The sequence below is a fragment of the Aggregicoccus sp. 17bor-14 genome (genome assembly GCF_009659535.1).
Classification (GTDB): domain Bacteria; phylum Myxococcota; class Myxococcia; order Myxococcales; family Myxococcaceae; genus Aggregicoccus.
The window spans coordinates 67,742-88,957 of sequence record NZ_VJZZ01000001.1; the positions used below are offsets into that span (position 1 = coordinate 67,742).

A 21,216-nucleotide genomic window follows, 5' to 3' on the forward strand; every position below is an offset into this window, starting at 1 on the left:
GTTCCCGTCTGCGAGAGGGGGCTGCTAGCCGAAGTAGTCGAACTCGTTCTCACGGCGGTGGAAGCGGTACACGGCCCACACGGCCGCGGGCGTATCCGGGGTGAGGCGCACCTGGGCGCTGGGGCCCTGCCAGAGGTGGCGCGTGTCGCCCATCAGCTCGTGCACCTGGTACGTCTCCTCGGGGGAGATGCCGAGCAGCTCGAGCGGGATCTCGATGATCGCCTCCTGCTCCTCGTGCGGATCCAGGCTCACCGCGAAGAGCAGCTGGCTGCTGCCGTCCTCGGTGCGCTTCGAGTAGAAGAGGACGCGGTCGTTGTCGCAGAAGTGGAAGCGCAGGTTCCTGTACTGCTGCAGGGCACGGTGCTCGTGGCGGATGGCGTTGAGCCGCGAGATGAAGGGCTTGATGTTGCCCGGCCGGTCCAGGTCCCACGCGACGAGCTGGTACTTCTCCGAGTCCAGGTACTCCTCCTTGCCCGGCGCAAGGCCCCGGCCCTCGCACAGCTCGTAGCCGCAGTAGATGCCGTACGTGGAGGAGAGCGTGGCGGCGAGCGCGACGCGGATGCGGAAGCCCGCGGGCCCCGAGCGCTGCAGCATCTCGGGCAGGATGTCCGGGGTGTTGGGCCAGAGGTTGCCGCGCATGTACTCGGCGGAGGCGCTCTGGGTGAGCTCCTTCAGGTAGTCCTCGAGCTCGTGCTTGAAGTTGCGCCAGGTGAAGTAGGTGTACGACTGGGTGAAGCCCACCTTGGCGAGCGCGCGCATCACCTTGGGGCGGGTGAAGGCCTCGGAGAGGAAGAGCACCTCGGGGTGCTTCTCCTGCACCTCGCGGATGAGCCAGGCCCAGAACTGGATGGGCTTGGTGTGCGGGTTGTCCACGCGGAACACCTTCACGCCCTGCTCCACCCAGTGCAGGACGACACTGCGCAGCTCCGCCCAGAGGGTCTCGCGCCCGGGCCCCATCCAGTCGAAGTTGACGATGTCCTCGTAGCGCTTGGGCGGGTTCTCCGCCGTCTTGATGGTCCCGTCCGGCCGGTGGAGGAACCACTCGGGGTGCTCCTTCACGTAGGGGTGGTCCGGCGCGCACTGGAAGGCGAGGTCCAGGGCGATCTCCATCCCCAGCCCTTCCGCCTTCTCGCGGAAGCGGCGGAAGTCCTCGAGCGTGCCCAGCTTCGGGTGCACGGCCTTGTGGCCACCCTCCGACGCGCCGATCGCCCACGGGCTGCCCACGTCGTCCGGCCCCGCGCTGAGGCTGTTGTTCTTGCCCTTGCGCGCGGTGCGGCCGATGGGGTGGATGGGGGGCAGGTAGATGATGTCGAAGCCCAGCTGCTTTACGTACGGGAGCCAGCCCTCCGCGTCCCTGAAGGTGCCGTGCGTCTTGCCGTCGCGCACCGCGGAGCGGGGGAAGAACTCGTACCAGGCGCCGTTCTGGGCGCGCTCGCGGTCGGCGAAGATCTCCAGCACCCGGTCGTAGCGCACGGCGAGCGTGCGGTCGGGGTGGCGCGAGGCGATGGTGGCGAGCGAGGCGTCCAGGGCGAGCAGCAGGTTGTCCGGCGTGGGACCGCCCGTCTTGAGCGCGCGCGCCGCGTCCGAGAGCTGCGCGGCGTCCGCAGGGCGGCTGGCCTTCGCGCGCGCGGCCGCACCCTCCAGCAGCGCCGCGCCCTCCAGCACCTCGCTCCTCACGTCCCGGCCCACGTCCACCTTGCGCTTGAGCTCGTGCACCCAGGTGCGGAACAGGTCCGGCCAAGCCTCCACCGTGAACTCGTAGCGGCCGTTGCGCGCGAGCGGGAACTCGGCCCGGTAGCGGTCGTTGCCGAGCTCCTTCATCGGCACCTCCTGCCACGCGGTCTCCTGGCCCTTCGGGCTCGCCTGGCGCCAGCGCACCACGGCGACCAGGACGTCGTGTCCCTCCTTGAAGAGGTCCGCCTCCACGCGCGCGGTCTCACCCGCAATGCGCTTGACGGGGTAGCGCCCTGCGTCGAGCTCGGGTTGGACGTTCTCGATGAGGATGCTGCCGGTTCGCGAGCTCATAGGTCGCTGGGGGCCCTTATAGGTGTCGGCGCACGGAAGGGCGGCAGCAGGGACGGAGCTCCGTCGATGCTGGACGCTGGGCTCCCGAGCGCGTTGGCTTGCCAACCTTAGGGATGGCCTCCGGCTCCGCCCAGTCTGCCGGTGGGCGTCAGCGGCTCGGACGGTGAAAAAAGTTGGTCGGCAGGCGGGCGGCTGCGTTATCCCCGGAGGGCCCGATGCCTCCGTCCGACTCCTCCGGTCCCCGAGCGAGCGAGCCTGCCGGCGACCTGGTGCTCGTTCGCCGGGTGGCCCAGGGCGATGCCACGGCCATGCGCGAGCTCTACGCCCGCTGTGGCGCGCGCGCCTACGGGCTCGTCCTGCGCATCCTCCCCGTTCGCGCGGACGCGGACGAAGTCCTGCAGGAGACCTTCCTCGAGGTATGGCGGCGGGCCCGGCAGTTCGACCCCGCGCGCGGGGGCCTGGAGAGCTGGGTGGCCACCATCGCGCGCACCCGCGCCATCGACCGGATGCGCACCCTGGCGAGCGGGGCGCGGCTGCTCACGGGCGCGGCCGCAGAGCCCCCTCCGGTGAGCGCGCAGCCCCTGGACCCACGCCAGTCCGCCGAGCAGCAGCAGGATCGCGAGCGCGTGGAGCTCGCCCTGCGCAGCCTGCCGCCCGAGCAGCGCAGCGTGGTGGAGCTCGCGTACTTCGAGGGGCTGTCCCAGAGCGAGATCGCCGAGCGGACGGCGACGCCCCTGGGGACGGTGAAGACCCGGGCCCGCCTGGCGCTCGCGAAGCTCGCGGAGCTGCTGCAGGCGCGGGCGCCGGGAAAGGCCGACTAGGGCTGCTGCGGCTTCGCGTGGCGGTAGAAGAGGATGAGCGAGTAGCAGTGGAACTCGTTGTCGCTCGACTGCATGACCTGCTTGTCCACGATCTCGAGGTCCGCGTTGCTCTTGAGCCAACGGGTCACGTTCTCGCCCAGCTCCTCGCGCTCCTTGGCCTTGGTGGCCGAGAAGACCTTCACGCCCGTAAACATCGCCGACCGCTCCTTGCTGGGATGATCCAGGGGCAAAGTTATCGCACGCGGGTTTTCAGGGTGTCAAAAAACTTGCGTCCCGCGCCCCGAGTGGATCCCCGGCTGCGGACCAGGGGTTTGCAGGAGAGGCCGCATGCCTAGATTCCCCGCTAGGTCGCACGGTGTGGTTCGGGACTCCGCGGCAGCGGCGGCGGAGCGGGTGGGCGACGGGGGCGGACACGTGAACGTGAAGGACAAGAAGGACCTGGCGGTCGAGTTCATCAATGCGATCCGCACGATGGACCCGGCTGCGCTCAACGCGCTCATCGTCAAGGAGGCGGGCGAGGAGCTGGCCCAGTTCTTCCTCAACTACAGCGCGAACCTCATCTCCAAGGATCCCTCCCGGGTGCTGGAGAACACCTCGTCCCTGATGCTGATGGGCTACCTCATCCGCACCCACGAGGAGAAGACGGCGCAGCCTCCGCTCGGCGGCTTCCAGTCGTACGCCTTCGCCTGAGCGCTGCCCTCGACAGCTGCCGGGCGGGCTGTTATCGACCCCGGGCACATGCTCATCGATCTGCACGCGCACTCGCACCTGTCCAAGGACTGCACGCTGGATCCGCGCGCCGTCCTGGAGCGGGCGGCCGTCTTCGGCCTGGACGGCGTCGCCTTCACCGAGACCAACACCCAGGACGGCTGTGACGAGCTCTTCGAGCTCGGCGCGAAGTCCAAGGTGAAGGTGTTCGTGGGGCTGGAGTTGCTCACGGACAAGGGCCAGTACCTGTGCTTCTTCCCGCGCCCGGAGCAGGCGCCGGAGCCGGTGATGCTGTGGGGCAGCAACCGCGAGCGGCCGTGGAGCGCGGCGGAGTGCCTGCCCAAGATGAAGCAGCTGGGCGCGGTGATCGTGGCGGCGCGCCCCTACGATCGCGAGCAGCCCCACGCCCCCGGCGACTTCATCAAGAGCCTGGACCTGCTCAGCGGCGTGGAGGGCTTCAATGCCCGGGTGCGCCAGCTCTCCAACGATCTCGCGGTGGAGGCGGCGGCCGCCCTGAAGCTGCCCTGCACGGGCGGCTCGGATGCGCGCGCGAGCCTCGACGAGGTGGGCCGCGGCGCCACCTTCTTCAAGAACCCCGTGAACACCCAGGCCGAGCTGGTGGCGGCGCTCGCCAAGGGCGAGTTCTGGCCGGTGATGGCCGGCGAGCTCCCGCGCCTCACGCGCCCCGGCGAGGCCCAGCAGCAGCAGGCCTCGCGCAAGGGCGGCGGGGGTGGGGGCCACAAGCAGCGCCGCCGCCGCCGGTAGGGCACCGCGCTACGACGCCCCCTCGAGCCGCGCCACGCGCCCTTCCGTGAGGAAGGCCTTGCGCCGCCCGCCGGGGTAGACCCACTCCTCGCTGCGCACGCCGTCCTGGTAGCTGCGCACGCGGCGCTCCGGGTAGCCCCAGGCCATCTCCAGCGCCTCCTCGCTCATGCCCACGCGCGCCTCCTTGCGGAAGACGGCCTCGCGCACCGGCGCGCTGAGGGCGGCGAGCTGGGCAGAGGGGTCGCGCTCGATGAGGTAGCGCTCCACCTCGGTGCGCACCGCGTCCGCGGTGTCCGTGCGCGGCGGGAGCACCAGCACCAGCGGCGGCCCCGGCGGCGCCCCCTCCACGTCCACGTAGACCCAGGTCTGCACGCGCGGCGAGTACAGGACGCGCTCGGCCACGGCCCACGCGGTGGGGAACTCCACCTTCACGATGCGCGCGCGCCGGCCCGCCGGCAGCACCGCCTCCACCGCGCCCGGGTTGATGGGCTCCCCGCGGGTGTCGTCCAGCAGCCGCACCTCGTCCGGGGCCGCGGGGGTGAGGAGGCGGTGGCCCGCGTCCCCGAAGAAGGGCGTCACGTTGAAGGAGAGCTTGAGGTAGCGCGGCGCGCCGCTCAGCTCCTTCTCGATGCTCGCGCGCTCGTCGGGCGCGAGCGCGGTGTGGCTCGCGCAGCCGGACACCACCGCGAGCGCTGCGCACAGGAGCAGGGCGCGCATGGCTAGAACCTCACCTGGTAGAGCGCCGTGGTGACGGGCGGCGCGTCGCGGCCCAGGGAGGGCACGTCCGCGAACTCCATCGCGCGCTCGCGCGTCATGCGCAGGAGGCGCCCGCCACCGGCCGTCTGGTACGCGTCGATGGCCTGGATGACGTGCGAGACGAGCAGGCCCAGGCCCCAGAAGATGCCCACCCCCAGCACCGCCTCGAAGATGACGCCGGCGACGATGATCCCCACGTCCACGAGGAGGAAGAGGAGGAAGCCGTCCTGGTCTCCGGCCACGAGGTGTCCGGTGCCGAAGCCCACGATGAGCCCCAGCAGCAGCGCGAGGATGGGCTTGGTGTCCGAGCGCAGCCCGCCGCCGGTGTCCAGGGCGAGCGGCGCCGTGGGCAGCCCCAGGCCGCTCTCCTGCAGCAGCCGCAGCATGGGCGTCTCGGGGACCTTGTAGTCGGACTCGAGCTGCACACCCTCGAGCAGCCGCGCCTGGCGCGCCTCGAAGGTGGAGAGGAAGGTGACGGAGGAGTCCGCGGCGGGGACCGGGGAGGTCGCGAGCGCGGTGAGCAGCAGGGTGGTGAGGAGCACGGTCGCCTCGGGCGGAGTTCAGCGCGGGAGGCCGTGTGTTTAGCTCAGCGCGCCGCCTGTGCCAGCGCCGAGTGAAGCCTCGGCTGCGCTGCGCACCCGCGCCCCGGTGGGCACACAGGGCCGCGGCCCTTCGGATCCGCCACGAGCAGGAAGCGTCCATGGCCCCGCGCATCCGTCAGCTCGGGATGCTGACACAGCGCACAGCGGCGGGGGGGACGCTTGGTGGGAGCGAAGGGCACGGCACCGAGTGTGGCCCGGTCTGCCGTGCCCTGCGAATTTTCCGCCGCTCGCTACTTCTTGTCGCCCGCGGCGGCGGAGCTGCTGCTCGAGTCGCTGCCGGAGGACGAAGAAGAGGACGAAGAGGAGGACGAAGACGCGCTGCTGGAGCCGTCCTTCTTCGTGGAGCTGTAGAGGTCCGAGTACCAGCCGCCGCCCTTGAGCACGAAGCTGGTGCGGCTCACCATGCGGGTGAGCGCACCCTGGGCACCGCAGGCGGAGCAGGAGGTGGGAGCGGGATCGCTCACCTTCTGGAGCACGTCGTGGATCTTGCCGCAGCTCGGACAGGCGTATTCGTAGATGGGCATGGCAGTGGGTTCGGCTTCCTTCAGACTTCGTTCTTCAGACTTCGTGAGATGGACGGGAACGGGCGCCGGCGAGCCGGCCCTTGAGCGGCTCCGCCAGCTTCAGGCGCTCGATGGCGCGCAGCAGCAGCTCGGTGGGGGCGCCCTGGTGGCGGGCGACCCGGTCCGCGAGCTCGGAGAGGGTGGAGACCTGGGGGGCCTCGTCCCGCAGGAGCGCGTGGAGGTCCGCCTTGAGCGCCTCGGCGAAGCGGCGCTGGATGCCCAGGTCGTGGAGGTACTTCTCGCGCCCCAGCAGGTCCAGGCGCTGGGTGAGGTTGCGGCTCGCCAGCGCCTCGCGCCGGAAGCGCTCCCGCACGGTCTCCGACTCCTGGACGATGTCGAGCGCCTTGAGCAGCTGCTGCAGCTCGGTCGGGCTGAGGCCCAGGGCCCAGGCCACCCGGCCCGCCGCGCCGCGCTGGTCGCCGTACGCGCTGAGCACCCGCTCGCGCTCGCTGCGCGCGTAGGCCTCGAGCAGCCCGTGGTGGGTGAGCGCCGCCTCCAGGTCGAGCATCGTGAGGTCGCCGCGCGGCCCGTTGTACTGCTCGGCCAGCGCCTTGTGCAGGGCGAGCCGATGCTCGTGCTGCGCGGTGGCGGCCTCGAGCAGCGCCTTGCCCTCCACGCGCATCAGCTCGTTGTAGCCGTGGCGCGGGGCGGACAGCTGCGAGAAGCGGCCGCGGGGCTTGGGCAGCTCGCGCTTGAGGAACACCGGCTCCTCGGCGACGGCCGAGGCCGCGTCCTCGGCCTGCTCGCCCGCGGCGGGGGCGCGCTTTCGCGGCGCGATGCGCTCGGCCACGGTCTCCGCCGGCGCGCGCTCGGCGTCCTTGCGCGAGGCGGGGCGGGGCGCCGGGGGCGGGGCGAAGCTGGGCACTGCGGGAGCCGGGGGCGGCGCGAGCGGGGTCTTCTCCTCGCGCACGCGCGCCAGCTCCGCCACCACCTCGTAGAAGCCGCAGGCCTGCCGCTGTGCGGCGAGCGCCGGCGCGGTGCCGCTCAGGATGTCCACCAGGGCGTAGGGGCCGAGCGGGCTTGCGGCCGGCTCCCCGTCGGTCAGGTCGCGCACCCGGAAGTCGTCCGTCTCGGCCAGGAGCGAGAGCGCGTCACGCACCTCGCTGGCGGGGGCGGAGGCCTTCGCGCGCCGACAGTAATCGGACACCGCCACCGCCACCGGGGTGGGGACCTCGTCGGGCTGCCGCTTCCTCTGCCAGTGAGTCGCCATAAAGTTGGGGAAAAATCCTCGTTTACGAGAAGCGCTGCCTCTATCTTCGGAGTGCGACGGGTGTCAATGCGCGAGACGGACTCCAACATAAACAGGCCGCGGGGATTTCAAGTTGGAGAGCCTCCCCGGCTGGCGGGAGTGCGCCTGGGGCCGGCGCTCGCGGGTCTTCTCTACGCCCTGCTCGTGGGCTCCGCAGCGCTCGCGCTCTTCGGCCGGCAGTTCCCGGGGCACCTCTCGCCCACGCTTTCCCTGGCCGCCCCCTGGGTGTTCCTGCTCTTCGCGGTGGCCTTCGCGGCCTACCGGCTGAAGCTCGTGCGCGCCGGGAAATACGGGGCTTTCAAGGGCTTTTTCCAGATCGGCGCGGCGCTGCTCTTCTTCACCCTGCTTCTCCCGTCGGCGCGGAACCGTTATGAGGAGCGCAGTGAGGGGCTGACCGGGCTATTGCTGGACGGCAACCCCGAGGTCCGGCAGCTGGCGGCCGAAGTGGCCCGCCACCGGCCGGAGGGAAAGCAGTATGCCCCGGCGCTGGTGCGCTGCCTGAGAGACCCCCTTCCGCAGGTGCGGCAGGAGTGCCACCGCTCGCTGGTGGCCCTCACGGGGCAGGATCTGGGAGCGCCGGCGGATCCGGCAGGCATCAGGGCTTGGGAGGCACGCTACCCGTGAAGGAAGAGGTCAAGTCCAAGGACGAGGTGCTCGAGCACTACATGGCCCAGCACGGCCTGAAGAGCACGCGCCAGCGCTCGCTGATCATCGACACCTTCTTCGAGGTGGGCGGACACCTGTCCGTGGAGGAGCTCTGGAACAAGGTGCGCCAGCACGACACGAAGGTGTCCGTGGCCACGGTGTACCGGACGATGAAGCTGCTCAACGAGTGCGGCCTCGCCCACGCGCGCAACTTCGGCGACGGGCAGACGCGCTACGAGGCGGCGGCGGGGCGCCACCACCACGATCACATGATCTGCACCCGCTGCGGCACCATCGTGGAGTTCGAGAACGACCGCATCGAGGCGATGCAGGAGGCGGTGGCGCGCAGCCACGGCTTCAAGGTGACGTCGCACAAGATGGAGCTGTACGGCCTGTGCCACGACTGCCAGCGGGCCCTCGCGGCCGGCGGGGCATGAGGCGGCTCGCCGCCCTGGCGGCGGCGCTCGCGCTGGGGGCCGGCTGCGCCTCGTCCCGTCCGGAGCTGCCGCCGCGCCGCGGCCACCTCGCCGCGCTGCAGCTGCCGCCCGTGGCCGAGGCGCCCTACGCGCCGGCCGTGGGCGCGCTTGAGGGCAGGGTGGTGCTGGTGGCCTTCGTCGCCACCTGGTGCCTGCCCTGCATCGCGCAGCTGCCCACGCTGGACTCGCTGCAGAAGGAGCTGGGGCCGCAGGGCCTGCGCACGGTGGCCGTGGGCATGGACCTGGACGGCGAGCAGGTGCTGGCCCCCTTCGCCGAGTACTACGCCCTGCCGTACCCGCTGGTGGTGGCGAGCGAGCCCCTGCGCACGGGGGAGAGCCCCTACGGGCGGGTGACGTCCTTGCCCACCTTCTTCCTCCTGGATCGCCGCGGCGAGCCGCTGGGGGCCTGGGAGGGCATCGCCGGCCAGGAGCAGCTCGAGCGCGCGGTGCGCAAGGCGCTGAAGACGCAGTAGGGCTGCGCCCACCGCACACCGCGCTACAGGGTTGGAGCGGAAATCTTGCCGGCAGGGCGGCCACTGTTAGCTTGGCCGCCGCATGATGGTCCGTCGAAAGCTCCTGGGTGTGGCGGTCGGGGTGGCGCTGCTGCTGGCGACCGCGTCGGTGGCGGACGCGCGCGGCTTTCGCCGCTACCTCAGCCTGCGCCAGGAGGTGGCGGCGCTGGACGCCCGCAACCGCACGCTCGCCGAGCAGAACGAGGCGCTGCGCAAGGAGATCTCGGCGCTGCGCAGCGACCCGCAGGCCCTCGAGCGCGCGGCGCGCGAGGAGCTGAACTTCGTCAAGCCCGGCGAGATCGTCTTCCACTTGGAGTAGCCATGGCCACGTCCTCCGCGGTCTCGCGTCTCTCCAAGCTCGTGCGCACCGGGGTGCGCTCCATCCCGGGCCTCTCGGCGCTCGCCGCCTTCGCGCACCTGGGGCGCGGAGGCTTTCGCGGCTTCTCCACGCTCGAGTGGATGGAGGCCGGCCTCGTGGCCTTCCTGCTCGCCGGGCTCGCGATCACCGCCTCCCGGCGCGTGAGCCGCGGCGCGGTGGGGGCGACCGTGTCCTTCCGCGACGACGTGGAGCTGGGCGGCCCGCTCATCGCCGCGAGCTTCATCGTCGTGGCGATCGGGGGAGGGGAGCTGTTCCCCATCGTCTACCTGCTGATGGCCTTCCTGGTGGCCTTCCTCCCGCGCAACTCGGGGCTCGCGCTGCTGGGCGTGGCGGCCGTGGGCGATGCGCTGGTGACGCTGGGCGGCGACGAGCGCAACCTCACCGCGTTCGCCACCCACACCGTCTTCCTCGCGCTCTTCGCGGGCCTCTACCACCTGGTGCTCAGCGCCCGCATCGCCGCCGCGCGCCGCGCCGAGCACGACGCGGTGAAGAACCGCATCAAGGAGGTGGAGGACCGCGCGCGCACCTTCCGCCTGGTGAGCTCGGGCACCCAGGACAACACCACGGGCATCGAGGACCAGGAGAAGTGGGTGCTGGCCTCGGTGAAGCAGGTGGAGAGCACGGTGCGCGAGGCGCTGGAGATCGCCGAGACGGCGCTGCGCACGCACACCTGCGCCGCGTTCATGCTCACCTCGGACGACCGGGGCCTCAAGATGCAGGACGCGGCCTCCGCCTCCGAGCACCTGCACCGCGAGCGCTTCGCCGCGGGCGAGGGCATCCTGGGCGGCGTGCTCAAGCGCAAGGCGCCGGTGCGCATGTGCGCGGCCGGGGGCCTCAAGGGCGTGAGCTACTACGAGGAGGGCGCCTCGGAGATCCGCGCGGTGCTCGCGGTCCCCATCGTCGAGGGCGGCGGCGCGGTGCGCGGCGTGCTCGTCGCCGACCGCCTGATGGCCGAGCCCTTCAGCGAGCAGGACGAGCGCATCCTCGTCGCCATCGCCACCGCCGTGCTGCGCAGCATGGAGGTGGAGCGGGTGATGACGGACATCCGCAAGCAGCGCGACGACAACAAGAAGTTCCGCACCGCCATCGAGGAGCTCAACCGGGTGGCGAAGGAGCAGGACGTCACCGAGGCGGTGGTGGAGAACGCCCGCGTGCTCGCGGAGCTGGACTTCTGCGCCCTCACGCTGGTGAGCGAGGAGAGCGGGGCGCGCATGCACCGCGTGGTGCGCGTCACCGGCACCACCACCTCCGGCAAGGCGCTGGAGGGCAAGACCTTCGCGGACAACGCGGGCCTGGTCTCCAACGTGGTGCGCTATGCGGCGCCCTTGCCCGGGCGCGACCTCAAGTCCATGGGCACCCCGGTCATCTTCGACGAGGACACCCAGGTGCGTGGGCTGGCCGCGCTGAAGATCTTCCCGCTCAACGCGGACGGCCGCATCCTCGGCACGCTCGTGGCGGGCTCGCGCCGCCGCGCCGCCTTCGACCAGGAGGTCATCCGCAACCTGGAGGTCGTGGCGCTGCAGGCCGCCCAGGCGCTCAACCGCGCCGAGCTCTACAAGGCCATGGAGCGCATGGCCACCACGGACGGGCTCACCGGCCTCTTCAACCACCGCACCTTCCAGAGCAAGGCGGACGAGGCGCTCGCGCAGGCCAAGCGCTACGGGCGCAAGTGCTCGGTCATCCTCACGGACATCGACCACTTCAAGAGCGTCAACGACACCTACGGCCACCCCACGGGCGACGCCGTGCTGCGCAACGTGGCGAAGATCCTGCGCGAGAAGGCCCGCGACACGGACGTGGTGGCGCGCTACGGCGGCGAGGAGTTCGCCATCATCATGCCGGAGACGGACGCGCGCGGCGCCCAGGTCATCGCCGAGCGCATCCGCGAGGCGGTGCGCGCGGAGACCTTCGCGACCGAGATCGGCCCGCTGAAGATCACGCTCTCGCTGGGCATCGCCACCTGCCCGGACAGCGGCACCGAGAAGCAGGCGCTCATCGACCTGGCGGACCAGTGCCTCTACCACGCGAAGCGCAACGGCCGTAACCAGTCGGTCACCGTGGCGCAGATGCAGGGCGGCCGGAAGCTGCACGCGGTGGAGGGCTGAGGATCTGCACCCGCTCGCCGTGACCACCAGCGGGCAGCCTCCGGAGGCGCTCGTGCAGCGCGCCCGGGCGCGCGCCCGCGAGTGGGGCCTGCCCTTCGTGCCGCGCCCGAGAAAGGCCCCGCTGGGGCCCCTGCTCGAGTCGGTGGCCGAGGCCTTCCTCGTCTTCGAGCGCGAGGCGGTCACGCTCACCGACCGCCACGGATCTTTCGCCTTCCACGCCGGCATGGCCCACCTGCGCCGCATGCGGCTGGAGACGGGGGAGGGCGACACGCTGGTGCGGCTCGCGGACCTGCGCCCCGGTGACACCGTGCTCGACTGCACGCTGGGGCTGGGCCAGGACGCGCTGGTGTGCGCGCGCGCCGTGGGCCCCGCGGGCAGGGTGGTGGGCCTGGAGGCGAGCCTCGCGCTCTACGCCGTCGTCTCCGAGGGGCTCGCAGCCTACGACGTGGGCCCCGCGTCCACGCGCGTGGCCGCGCACCACGCGGACGCCCGGGCGTGGCTCGCGCGCCAGGAGTCGGGCAGCTTCGACGTGGTGCTCTTCGACCCCATGTTCGAGAAGCCCAAGAAGTCCCAGCCCGCCTTCGAGGTGCTGCGCCGCTTCGCCGAGCACGCGCCGCTCGCCCCCGAGACGCTCGCCGAGGCGCGGCGCGTGGCGCGCCGCTGGGTGCTGGTGAAGACCGGCAAGCACGGCGAGGAGCTGAGGCGCCTGGGCCTCAGCGCCGAGCCCGGCTCGCGCTACACCTCGCTGCTCTGGGCGCGCGCTCCGGCGCTCTAGGTGCCGTCGCGCGCGCCGGTGGCGGCGCGCGGCAGGCCGTCTCCGCCCAGCGGCGACATCTGCGCGGACGGCGCGCCCGCCTGCTCGTGCGGCATCAGCTCGCGCGGGCTGCGGAAGTAGTGGGTGGGCGAGTAGTGCAGGAAGTTGGAGACGCGGCTGGTGTAGAGGCAGGCGTAGGCCTCCACCTGCTCGCCGAAGCGGCTGTTCTCGTTGCCCTCCTTGAAGAGCAGGCCCCAGTAGGGATTGAAGCCCTCCTCCACGTCGCGCTCGAGCACGTCCGCAGCGTCCGTGGCGCTGCGCAGGGAGCGCCGCAGGTGCTCGAGCTCGTGCTTCGCCTCGCGCCGCTCCGCCTCCAGGCGCGCGCGCTCCTCCTCGCTCAGGTCGGGCACGCGCTCGAGCCGCCGGTCCAGGGTGTTGAGCAGGGCCTTGCGCACCGACACCTCGTCGTCGAGCCGCGCGCGCAGGTGCTCGAGCTCACTGAGGCGGGAGATCTCGTCCGTGCGCGCCTCGGTGTAGGAGATCTCGTCCTCGATCTCCTGCACGATCATGCAGGTGCGCCACAGCGAGCTCTTCTTCGAGCGCAGGATGTCTCCGAAGATGTGGTCGCCCACGTAGAGCACCGAGTCGCCCGTGAAGCCCGAGAGCTGCTCGAACTGCACCAGGTTGCCGCCCTGGTACACCTTGCCGCGCTCCAGTGACTTCGCCTCGCCCACGACGCGGCCCTCCTCCGTGGAGTCGTCCAGCTCGAGGAAGGGGCGCTGCTGGGTGAAGAAGCCCGGCTTCGAGGCCTGCGTGACGACGAAGTCGAAGTAGTTGCGCCAGCTCGGGTACTCGGCCACCACGCCGTCCAGCAGGTAGCGCATCACCGCGTCCGTGTAGTCCCACGCGGAGTTGGTGAGCAGGAACAGCTTCTTGCCCGCCGAGCGCAGCTTGTGCAGCGCGGGGCCCAGCTCCGGGTCCTTGAAGATGTAGCGGCCCAGGTCCTTGCGCAGCTCGCGCTTGAGCGAGTTGTCGCGGTGCACCGTGTCGATGGCGTCGCGGATGTCGTCGTAGAGCTTGCCGTAGTCCACGCTCTGGCCCATCGACTCCTGCAGCTCGATGATGCCGGCGAAGAGGCAGGCCTCGGGCAGGGCGAAGAGCGTGTCCACCCACGCGAACTGCGGGTCCTTGAAGCGCACCTGGCGCTCCTTGTAGAGCGCGCGCCACACCTCGGGCTTGAGCGGGCGCAGGCCGTGGAACGCCCGGCCCACGTGGCCGAAGCGGTCCATCTTCACCAGGTTGCCGTTCGCGCGGTCCACCGCGAGCCCGCGCATGACGAAGTGGTGATCGTACTGGAGCAGCCCCACCTCTCGCGGGTACCCGCGCTCGGACACCAGCTTCGCCAGCGTCATGTCGAACGAGAGCTGCTCGATGCGACGCATGTGGTAGATGGCCAGCGTGTAGTCCATGTCGAAGCCGACGAGGTCCACCTTGGCGAGCCGCAGGTTGCGGTTCACGAAGATCTCGCGGCTGCGCTCCACCTCGCGCCGCTCGCGCGGCACGCTGAGCATCTGGGTGAGGGGCTCGTCCGCGAGCAGCGCATCGGCCTTCTGCAGCGCGGCCTCCGCCCGCTCGAGCGCGAGGGCCGAGCGGAAGCTGCCGTGCAGAGGACCCGTGGACAGGCCGCCGGGGATGGGGGCGGCAGGTTTCAAGAGAGGGCTCACCTGTCTCCGATAGCACTCTCGCCTCGGACCGACATCCCTCCCGTGCGCCTGCCTTGCTGCGTCTGAACAGGCCGTGGCACGCTCGCTCGCCCATGCCGTCCTCCGCCCGACGTTCGACGTCCAAGCCCCGGGCCGAGGCCCAGATGCTCGCGCGCCTCGCCGCCCGCATCGAGGCGCTCGAGGATCGGGTGCGCCGGCTGGAGCGCCAGGTGCAGGGCGCCGCGCGCAGCGCCCCTCGCGCAGCCGCGCCCGCGGAGGTCCGCGCGCAGCGCTCCGCGGGCCGGCCCCGGCCCCGCTGCCCCGGCTGCACGCTCGAGCTGCCGCCGGGCCGGCGCGCCGAGGCCTGCGTGTGGTGCGGCTTCCGCTTCGACGCCCTGCGCGCCCTGGAGAAGGCCCGAGGCCCTGCGAAGCGGGCCCCGCGCCGATGAACGCGCCCGTCCGCGTCTTCCTCGTCGAGGACCAGCCACAGCTCCTGCGCCAGCTCGCGAAGGTGCTCGCGAGCTACCCGGAGCTGGAGGTGGTGGGCAGCGCGCGGGACGGCGAGGACGCCCTCGCGCAGCTCGCCGCGCTGCAGCCCGCCCCGCAGGTGGTGCTGCTGGACCTGGAGCTCCCGGGCCTGGACGGCATCCAGGTCACCGCCCGGCTCAAGGGGCACGCCGGGGCGCCCGAGGTCCTCATCCTCACCTCGTTCGAGGACGAGCAGCGCGTCTACGAGGCGATGCGCGCGGGCGCCTCGGGCTACCTGGTGAAGCGCCAGGGCCCCGAGCGCATCCGCGAGGCCATCCGGGAGGTGCTCGACGGCGGCACGGTGCTCGAGCCGCGCATCGCCCGGCGCTTCTGGAACTACTTCCAGTCGGTGCAGGCCGCGCCCCCGGCCGGCGACCCGCCCAACCCCTGGGATCTCTCCGAGACCGAGCTCGAGGTGCTGCGCTACGTGACCAAGGGCCTGTCCAACGCCGAGGTCGGCCGGGTGATGGCCCTGGAGCGGCGCACCGTGCGCACGCACCTCTCGCACATCTACCGGAAGCTCGGGGTGAACAGCCACGTGGAGGCGGTGGTGCTCGCCCTGCAGGCGGGGGTGGTCGCCCTCTAGACGCAAGCACCCGCAGCCCCTGCTCAAAGTGGTGGACGCCCGCCCCGGCTGCGTTATCTGAGGGCCCATGCCGAAGGCCTCGTCCCGCACGGCGTCCGCCCGCAAGGCGGACCCCGTCCTGCAATCTCTCTTCGACGTCCAGGAAGCCACCCTCTCCAACGGCCTGCGCGTGCGGCTCGTGGAGAATCACCAGGCGCCCGTGTGCAGCCTCTACCTGTTCTTCCAGGTGGGCAGCCGCAACGAGCGCCCCGGCATCACCGGCATCAGCCACCTCTTCGAGCACATGATGTTCAACGGGGCGAAGAAGTACGGCCCCAAGCAGTTCGACCGCGTGCTCGAGTCCAACGGCGGCCGCTCCAACGCGTACACGTCCAACGACATGACCGTGTACTACGAGGACTTCTCCTCGGACGCGCTGGAGACCGTGCTCGACCTCGAGTCCGACCGCATGGCGGCCCTGCGCATCTCCGACACCAGCCTCGCCAGCGAGCGCGAGGTGGTGAAGGAGGAGCGCCGCGTGCGCGTGGACAACGACATCAGCGGCATCATGGACGAGGAGCTGGGCACGCTCGTCTACAAGGCGCACCCCTACCGCTGGCCGGTCATCGGCTGGATGGCGGACATCGAGAACATCAAGCGCGAGGACTGCGAGGCCTACTTCCGCACCTACTACGCGCCCAACAACGCGGTGCTCTACATCGCAGGCGACATCGACGCGAAGAAGACCCTCGCGCTGGTGAAGCGTTACTTCGGGAAGATCCCCAAGGGGCCGCCCGCCGAGCCCGTGATCAACGCCGAGCCGGAGCAGAAGGGGGAGCGGCGCGCCACGGTGCGCCACCCCGCGCAGTCGCCCTCGCTGATGATCGGCTACCAGGGCCCGGCCGCGCGAGACCCGGACACGCTGGTGCTGGACGTCATCCAGTACGCGCTCACCAAGGGCGAGGGCAGCCGGCTCACGCGCTCGCTCGTCTACGAGCAGCAGATCGCCGTCTCGCTCATGCTGGACTGGAGCTGGCGCATCGACCCGGGCACCGTGCTGCTCTACACCGAGCTCAAGCCGGACTCGGATCCGAAGCAGGTGGAGGAGGCGCTCTACGCCGAGCTCGCGAAGGTGGCGGCCGAGGGGCTCACCGAGCGCGAGCTGCAGAAGGCGAAGAACAACCTGCGCGCGGACCACCTGCGCGAGCTCGCGACCAACAGCGGCCGCGCGCACGCGTTGGGCACCTACGAGGCGCTGCTCGGCAGCTGGCGCGAGGGGCTGACCCTGCCCTCGGCCTACGCCGCCGTGGACAACGCCCGCATCAAGGCGGTGGCGGCGAAGTACTTCGCCCCCGAGCGCCGCTCCATCGTCACCCTCGTCCCGGAAGGGGCCACGCCGTGAGCATCTCCAAGACCCAGGCGAAGACCAAGGCGGGCGCGCGCAGCGGCGCGCTGACCCTGCCGCCCCTCGTCGAGTCCACCACCTCCAGCGGCGTGAAGGTGATCGCTGCGGAGCGGGGGCCCCTGCCGCTCGTGGCCATCCGGCTGGTGCTGCGCGTGGGAAGCGTGGCGGACCCGAAGGACAAGTTCGGCCTCGCGGACTTCACCGCGCGCCTGCTGCGCCGCGGCACCCGCATGCTCGGCGCCCAGGACATCGACGAGGCGGTGGAGTTCGTGGGCGCGAGCCTCGCGGTGGGCGTGAGCGAGGAGGCGACGAGCCTGCACCTCACCACCCCCGCGGAGCACTTCGGGGAGATGATGGCGGTGCTCGGCCAGCTGGTGCGCGAGCCCACCTTCCCGCAGGCCGAGGTGGAGCTGTCGCGGGCGCGCGCGCTCGCGCAGTTCGCGAACGACCTGGACGATCCCTCCGTGCTCGCGGACCGCGCCTTCACCCGCGCGCTGTGGGGCGAGCACCCCTACGGCCACGACGTGGGCGGCCGCTCCGCGCACGTGAAGACCTTCACCCGCGAGGACGTGGTCGCCTTCCAGCAGGCGCACTACGGACCGCGCGTGGCGATGCTCGTGGTGGTGGGCGCGGTGAGCCCGAAGCAGGTGGCCGCCGAGGCGGAGAAGGCCTTCGCGGGCTGGAGCGGCGGCCCCGAGGCCCCCGTCACCGTGCCTGAGTCCGAGCGCATCCCCGGCCAGGGGCGCGTGCTGGTGGTCGACAAGCCGGACCAGACCCAGTCGCAGGTGCGCATCGGCGGGCCGGGCTTCCGCATGGGACACCCGGACTTCTTCCCCGCCACGGCGATGAACATCGCGGTGGGCGGCGGCTTCACCTCGCGCCTGGTGGACGAGATCCGCGTGAACCGCGGCCTCTCCTACGGCGCGGGCAGCTACTTCGAGGCGCTGCGCGCGGGCGGCATCTTCGCCATCACCACCTTCACCAAGACCCAGTCCACGCGCGAGATCATCGACGTGGCGCTCGGCGAGGTCGCGAAGGTGCGCGAGAAGGGGCTCAAGCCGAAGGAGCTGGAGAGCGCGCAGACCTACCTCGCGGGGCTCTATCCGCTGCGCACGGAGACCAACGAGAGCATCGCCGCGGGCATCGTGGACATCCGCCTACACGGCCTCGGCGACGACTGGGTGGAGCGCTTCCGCGACCGCCTGCGCGCGGTGACCCCGGCGCAGGTGCGCGCGGTGGCGAAGAAGTACCTGCTGCCCGAGCCTCCGGCGATCGTCGTGCTGGGCAAGGCGGAGGCGGTGCGCAAGCAGCTCAAGGGCCTGGGGACGCTCTCCGTGGTTCCCGCCTCGGACTTCGAGTGAGCTCCGTCCGCGTTCTCTTCGAGGGCGCGGGCCTGCTCGTGGTCGACAAGCCGGCCGGGGTGCTCGTCATCCCCGGCCGCAGCGAGGAGGCCGGGCCGTCTCTGCGCGAGCAGCTGGAGGCCCAGCTGCGCCGTAAGGTGTACGTGGTGCACCGGCTCGATCGGGACACCTCGGGAGCGCTGGTGTTCGCGCTGGATGCGGCGGTGCACCGCACGCTGTCCATGGCCTTCGAGGAGGGGCGCGTGCGCAAGCGCTACCTTGCGCTCGTGGAGGGCCGCCTCGAGGCGCCGCAGCGGGTGGAGCTCGCGCTCGCGGCCGGGCGCAAAGGGCGAATGCGGCCCGCGCGCCCCGGTGAGGAGGGCAAGCCCTCGGTGACGGAGGTGCGCCCCGTGGAGCGCTTCTCCACGGCGTCGCTGGTGGAGGCCGAGCCTCTCACGGGCCGCACGCACCAAATCCGCGTTCACCTCACGGCGATCGGCCACCCGCTGCTGATGGATCACCAGTACGCCCGGGATACGCCCCTGACGGCGGCGGACCTGGGCGGGGAGGGGACGCAGCCAGTGCTCGCGCGCACTCCGCTGCATGCGGCGAGGCTCGAGTGGCCCGCGCTGGCCGGAGTCGCTGCCGGTGCGGTGGAGGCGCCGCTTCCCGCAGACATGGCCGCGGCGATCGCGTTGCTGCAAATGCCCGTGCCCTGAGCTCCCAGGCTGCGGCGAGGCTCCACGCACCTTCGGCCTAGTCGACGACCACCCGCTTCAGGTGCGAGCCGATGCGCGTCACCAGCTCGTACGAGATGGTCTGCGCCCACCCGGCCACGGTCTCAGCGGAGACGCTCTCGTCTCCGTCGTTCCCGATGAGGGTCGCGACGACGGGCCGCTCGTCCCGGGCAGCGCGCGTCACGTCCACCACGATGTGATTCATCATCACGCGGCCGAGCACGGGGCAGCGCCGGCCGTTGACGAGCACGTGGGCGCGCCCCGAGAGCAGGCGCGGGTAGCCATCGAAGTAGCCCACGGGGAGGACCGCCACCCGCGTGGGCTCGGAGCAGCGGTAGGTGCAGCCGTAGCCCACGTAGCTGCCGGCGGGCAGCCACTTCACCACCTGGCTCGGGCAGCGCCAGCGCAGCACGGGGTGCAGCGTGGGCACGTGGCCCAGCACCAGCTTCGTGCTCAGGCGCGTCTCGGGCGAGGGCCAGAGGCCGTAGAGCGAGATGCCGATGCGCAGCGCCTCGTAGCGGGAGCGGGGGAGGGCGAAGCTCGCGGCGCTCGCGGCCATGTGCCGCTGCAGCGTGCGGGTGTGCGGCAGCGCGCCGCGCAGGCGGGTGAGCCCCTCCTCGAAGGTGTCGAGCTGCGACTGCGCGTAGGCCTGCTCGGTCACGTCCTCGGTGTTGGCGAAGTGGCTCAGCGCCCCCACCACCTCGAGCACGTCCGCGCTGTCGCGCAGGAACGCCACGTCGCCGGGCAGCTGCGCGAGCGTGAAGCCCTCGCGGCCGAGGCCCGTGTCCAGGTGCACGTGGACGCGCAGGGGCTGCGTCAAGCGGGCTGCCCGCAGCACGGGCACCATGTCCACCCACGAGGTGTCCGCGAGCACCGCGTCCACCCCGGCGCGCGCGAGCGCGACCGCCTCCTCCGCCACGATGGCGCCGATGACGAGCACCTGGCGCTGCGGGTGCGCGCCCGCGCGCTCCCACTCGCGGATGGCGAGGCCGTCCTGCGGGGTGATGACGTAGAGCACGTCCACCGAGTCGTGGACGAGCGGGAGCATCTGCTCGAAGCCGTGGCCGTAGGCGTTGCCCTTGAGCACCGAGCCGAGCGAGCGAGGCGTGGCGTGGGCCCCCTCGAGCGTGCGGAACAGCGCCACGTTCTCGCGCAGGGCCTGGGCGCTCAGCTCGAGCCAGGACGCACACCCCGGTGTGGCGCCTGCGCCGCTGCGGCCCCCTGCTGTCTCTGCCATGCCTCGTTCCTCTTGGATTCCTGCGGCCGGCGGGCCGCGGCTGACGGTGTCCGATGGGGCTAGAGCAAGCCCGGGGCCAGGGCTGCTCACCAGCCCCGCGCCGCGACACCCCACTTGTGCACCACCTCGTCGCCGCGCACACCCCAAAGCTGCTCGTGAAGGTTCACCGACACGCAGACGTGGTTGGGGACCAGGCGGACGCGCTCGCCCACGCGTGGCCGCCAGGAGCTGCCGGAGAGATCCAGCAGGCCGTGCTCCTCGCTGAGCGAGCGCAGCAGCACCTCGGGATGATCGCGCAGGGCGGCGTACCCCACGCCCCGGGGCGGCTCCTCCTTCGCCAGGGCCTTGCTGCCCGCGTCCACCACGGCCTGGCCCGGGACGGCGGTGCTGACCACCGTGGCCAGCACCGAGTAGGAGATCTCCTCCCACGCGCAGGACCCGAGCAGCGCCGAGGCCCGGTCGTAGAAGAGGTGGATGCCGGGGCGGATCTCGGTGAGTCCCGGGATCTCGTGCGAGCGCCACAGGGTGGGGGTGGAGCCGCCGCTCACCTCCGGCGGCGCGAGCCCCGCGGCCTCCAGGGCGGCGCGGTGCCTCCCGAGGGCGTGGGTGAGCGCCGCGAGCGCCCCATCCTGCTCGGCGAGCGGGACGCGCACGTGCCCCGGGTAGAAGCAGATGCCTTCGTAGCGCAGCCCCTCGGTGCGAGACGCTTCCCGGGCGAGCGCGACCGCCTCCTCCGGCTGCTGCACGCCGACGCGGTGCATGCCCAGGTCCAGCTCCACCATCACGCCCACGCTGCGCCCCGCTGCCCTGGCCGCATCCGCGAGGGGCGTGAGCACTTCGAGCGAGTCCACGGCCACCCTCAGCCGCACCTGTGCGGGAAGCGCCATGAGCCGCGCGAGCCGCTGCGCCCCCACGGGCGGATAGGCGAGGAAGAGGTCGTCCGTGACGCTGGCCATCAGCTCCAGCTCGCGCTGCGTGGCCACGGTCACTCCCGTGGCGCCCGCCTGCAGCTGCAGCGCGGCGAGCTCGCGCGTCTTGTGCGTCTTGATGTGCGGGCGCCAGCGCAGGCCGTGACTGCGCGCGTACGCATCGCCGCGGCGCAGGTTCGCCTCCACCTGCGCAAGGTCCACCAGGGCCGCAGGCGTGGTGAGGGCGTCGATGTGCTGGACCTCGGTCATGAGCGCCTCCTGGGAAGCGCCCGCGCGGAGCAGCCCGGGCGCTGCGGCTGCGCAGTGTCTCACGCTCGGCTGCGCTGCGCCTCCCCGGACGCTCCCCGCGCATGCGACGCTGCCGCTCCACCCGGAGGGCAGGTCCCTCGGCGCACCGGGCGCGCTAACTCGG

The 21,216-nt window shown here is 71.8% G+C and carries 23 protein-coding genes; 14 read left to right on the forward strand and 9 right to left on the reverse strand.

From position 1 onward, the window contains the following. Positions 1-24: 24 nt before the first annotated feature. Positions 25-2,025 (reverse strand): alpha-1,4-glucan--maltose-1-phosphate maltosyltransferase, encoded by a 2,001-nt coding sequence (locus tag FGE12_RS00270; RefSeq protein ID WP_153864216.1) that lies wholly within the window; start codon positions 2,023-2,025, stop codon positions 25-27. A gap of 215 nt (positions 2,026-2,240) precedes the next feature. Here FGE12_RS00270 and FGE12_RS00275 point away from each other — a divergent pair, with 215 nt between their 5' ends. After that, entirely contained in the window at positions 2,241-2,846 is a 606-nt protein-coding gene (locus FGE12_RS00275; protein ID WP_153864217.1) for a sigma-70 family RNA polymerase sigma factor, read from the forward strand. On the opposite strand, the gene FGE12_RS00280 is transcribed toward FGE12_RS00275, so the two are convergent. Beyond that, positions 2,843-3,040 (reverse strand): hypothetical protein, encoded by a 198-nt coding sequence (locus FGE12_RS00280; RefSeq protein WP_153864218.1) that lies wholly within the window; start codon positions 3,038-3,040, stop codon positions 2,843-2,845. The two genes, FGE12_RS00275 and FGE12_RS00280, sit on opposite strands and share 4 nt — an antisense overlap. A gap of 220 nt (positions 3,041-3,260) precedes the next feature. Between FGE12_RS00280 and FGE12_RS00285 the strand changes: the two genes are divergently transcribed. Together FGE12_RS00285 and FGE12_RS00290 are read left to right on the forward strand one after the other, a co-directional pair. Beyond that, on the forward strand, positions 3,261-3,536 hold the full coding sequence (locus FGE12_RS00285) for a hypothetical protein (protein ID WP_194797548.1): 276 nt from the start codon (positions 3,261-3,263) through the stop codon (positions 3,534-3,536). A gap of 48 nt (positions 3,537-3,584) precedes the next feature. Then, on the forward strand, positions 3,585-4,319 hold the full coding sequence (locus tag FGE12_RS00290; RefSeq protein ID WP_153864219.1) for a PHP domain-containing protein: 735 nt from the start codon (positions 3,585-3,587) through the stop codon (positions 4,317-4,319). Between the two features lie 9 nt (positions 4,320-4,328). Here FGE12_RS00290 and FGE12_RS00295 read toward each other — a convergent pair whose 3' ends face one another. The 4 genes from FGE12_RS00295 to FGE12_RS00310 all read right to left on the reverse strand — a co-directional run bounded on the left by FGE12_RS00295 (position 4,329) and on the right by FGE12_RS00310 (position 7,387). Further along, positions 4,329-5,036, reverse strand: a complete 708-nt coding sequence (locus FGE12_RS00295; RefSeq protein WP_153864220.1) for a hypothetical protein — start codon at positions 5,034-5,036, stop codon at positions 4,329-4,331. 2 nt (positions 5,037-5,038) lie between these two features. Continuing rightward, complete coding sequence (locus tag FGE12_RS00300; protein WP_153864221.1) at positions 5,039-5,617, reverse strand: hypothetical protein; 579 nt, start codon at positions 5,615-5,617, stop codon at positions 5,039-5,041. A gap of 290 nt (positions 5,618-5,907) precedes the next feature. Then, positions 5,908-6,201, reverse strand: a complete 294-nt coding sequence (locus tag FGE12_RS00305; RefSeq protein WP_153864222.1) for an FmdB family zinc ribbon protein — start codon at positions 6,199-6,201, stop codon at positions 5,908-5,910. 34 nt (positions 6,202-6,235) lie between these two features. Further along, on the reverse strand, positions 6,236-7,387 hold the full coding sequence (locus FGE12_RS00310) for a hypothetical protein (protein ID WP_370458830.1): 1,152 nt from the start codon (positions 7,385-7,387) through the stop codon (positions 6,236-6,238). Between the two features lie 201 nt (positions 7,388-7,588). On the opposite strand from FGE12_RS00310, the gene FGE12_RS00315 reads away from it, so the two are divergent. From FGE12_RS00315 to FGE12_RS00340, 6 genes are all read left to right on the forward strand, one after another. Then, on the forward strand, positions 7,589-8,113 hold the full coding sequence (locus tag FGE12_RS00315) for a hypothetical protein (protein ID WP_153864224.1): 525 nt from the start codon (positions 7,589-7,591) through the stop codon (positions 8,111-8,113). A gap of 41 nt (positions 8,114-8,154) precedes the next feature. Further along, complete coding sequence (locus FGE12_RS00320) at positions 8,155-8,571, forward strand: Fur family transcriptional regulator (protein WP_153864775.1); 417 nt, start codon at positions 8,155-8,157, stop codon at positions 8,569-8,571. Then, entirely contained in the window at positions 8,568-9,083 is a 516-nt protein-coding gene (locus FGE12_RS00325) for a TlpA disulfide reductase family protein (RefSeq protein ID WP_153864225.1), read from the forward strand. Before FGE12_RS00320 ends, FGE12_RS00325 begins: the two co-directional genes overlap by 4 nt. A gap of 82 nt (positions 9,084-9,165) precedes the next feature. Continuing rightward, positions 9,166-9,441: a septum formation initiator family protein gene (locus FGE12_RS00330; RefSeq protein ID WP_153864226.1), complete on the forward strand. Its 276-nt coding sequence runs from the start codon at positions 9,166-9,168 to the stop codon at positions 9,439-9,441. Positions 9,442-9,443: 2 nt separating this feature from the next. Next, positions 9,444-11,606: a diguanylate cyclase gene (locus FGE12_RS00335; RefSeq protein ID WP_153864227.1), complete on the forward strand. Its 2,163-nt coding sequence runs from the start codon at positions 9,444-9,446 to the stop codon at positions 11,604-11,606. 19 nt (positions 11,607-11,625) lie between these two features. Continuing rightward, entirely contained in the window at positions 11,626-12,381 is a 756-nt protein-coding gene (locus tag FGE12_RS00340; RefSeq protein ID WP_370458831.1) for a class I SAM-dependent methyltransferase, read from the forward strand. Here FGE12_RS00340 and FGE12_RS00345 read toward each other — a convergent pair. Further along, positions 12,378-14,084, reverse strand: a complete 1,707-nt coding sequence (locus tag FGE12_RS00345; RefSeq protein ID WP_194797415.1) for an HAD-IG family 5'-nucleotidase — start codon at positions 14,082-14,084, stop codon at positions 12,378-12,380. The genes FGE12_RS00340 and FGE12_RS00345 overlap by 4 nt on opposite strands. 92 nt (positions 14,085-14,176) lie before the next feature. Here FGE12_RS00345 and FGE12_RS00350 point away from each other — a divergent pair, with 92 nt between their 5' ends. From FGE12_RS00350 to FGE12_RS00370, 5 genes are all read left to right on the forward strand, one after another. After that, a complete protein-coding gene (locus FGE12_RS00350) occupies positions 14,177-14,512 on the forward strand; it encodes a hypothetical protein (RefSeq protein WP_194797416.1) in 336 nt (111 codons plus the stop codon). Next, on the forward strand, positions 14,509-15,177 hold the full coding sequence (locus tag FGE12_RS00355) for a response regulator transcription factor (RefSeq protein ID WP_153864230.1): 669 nt from the start codon (positions 14,509-14,511) through the stop codon (positions 15,175-15,177). Before FGE12_RS00350 ends, FGE12_RS00355 begins: the two co-directional genes overlap by 4 nt. 67 nt (positions 15,178-15,244) lie before the next feature. Further along, positions 15,245-16,558 carry a pitrilysin family protein gene (locus FGE12_RS00360; protein WP_153864231.1) on the forward strand — a complete coding sequence of 438 codons (1,314 nt, stop codon included), beginning with the start codon at positions 15,245-15,247 and terminating at the stop codon, positions 16,556-16,558. Further along, on the forward strand, positions 16,555-17,922 hold the full coding sequence (locus FGE12_RS00365; protein WP_194797417.1) for a pitrilysin family protein: 1,368 nt from the start codon (positions 16,555-16,557) through the stop codon (positions 17,920-17,922). Before FGE12_RS00360 ends, FGE12_RS00365 begins: the two co-directional genes overlap by 4 nt. After that, on the forward strand, positions 17,919-18,620 hold the full coding sequence (locus FGE12_RS00370; RefSeq protein ID WP_194797418.1) for an RNA pseudouridine synthase: 702 nt from the start codon (positions 17,919-17,921) through the stop codon (positions 18,618-18,620). Before FGE12_RS00365 ends, FGE12_RS00370 begins: the two co-directional genes overlap by 4 nt. 37 nt (positions 18,621-18,657) lie before the next feature. On the opposite strand, the gene alr is transcribed toward FGE12_RS00370, so the two are convergent. Next, positions 18,658-19,875, reverse strand: coding sequence for an alanine racemase (alr, locus tag FGE12_RS00375; protein ID WP_153864232.1), 1,218 nt, complete (start codon positions 19,873-19,875; stop codon positions 18,658-18,660). A gap of 86 nt (positions 19,876-19,961) precedes the next feature. Further along, positions 19,962-21,053: a D-TA family PLP-dependent enzyme gene (locus tag FGE12_RS00380; RefSeq protein WP_153864233.1), complete on the reverse strand. Its 1,092-nt coding sequence runs from the start codon at positions 21,051-21,053 to the stop codon at positions 19,962-19,964. Between the last annotated feature and the right edge of the window lie 163 nt (positions 21,054-21,216).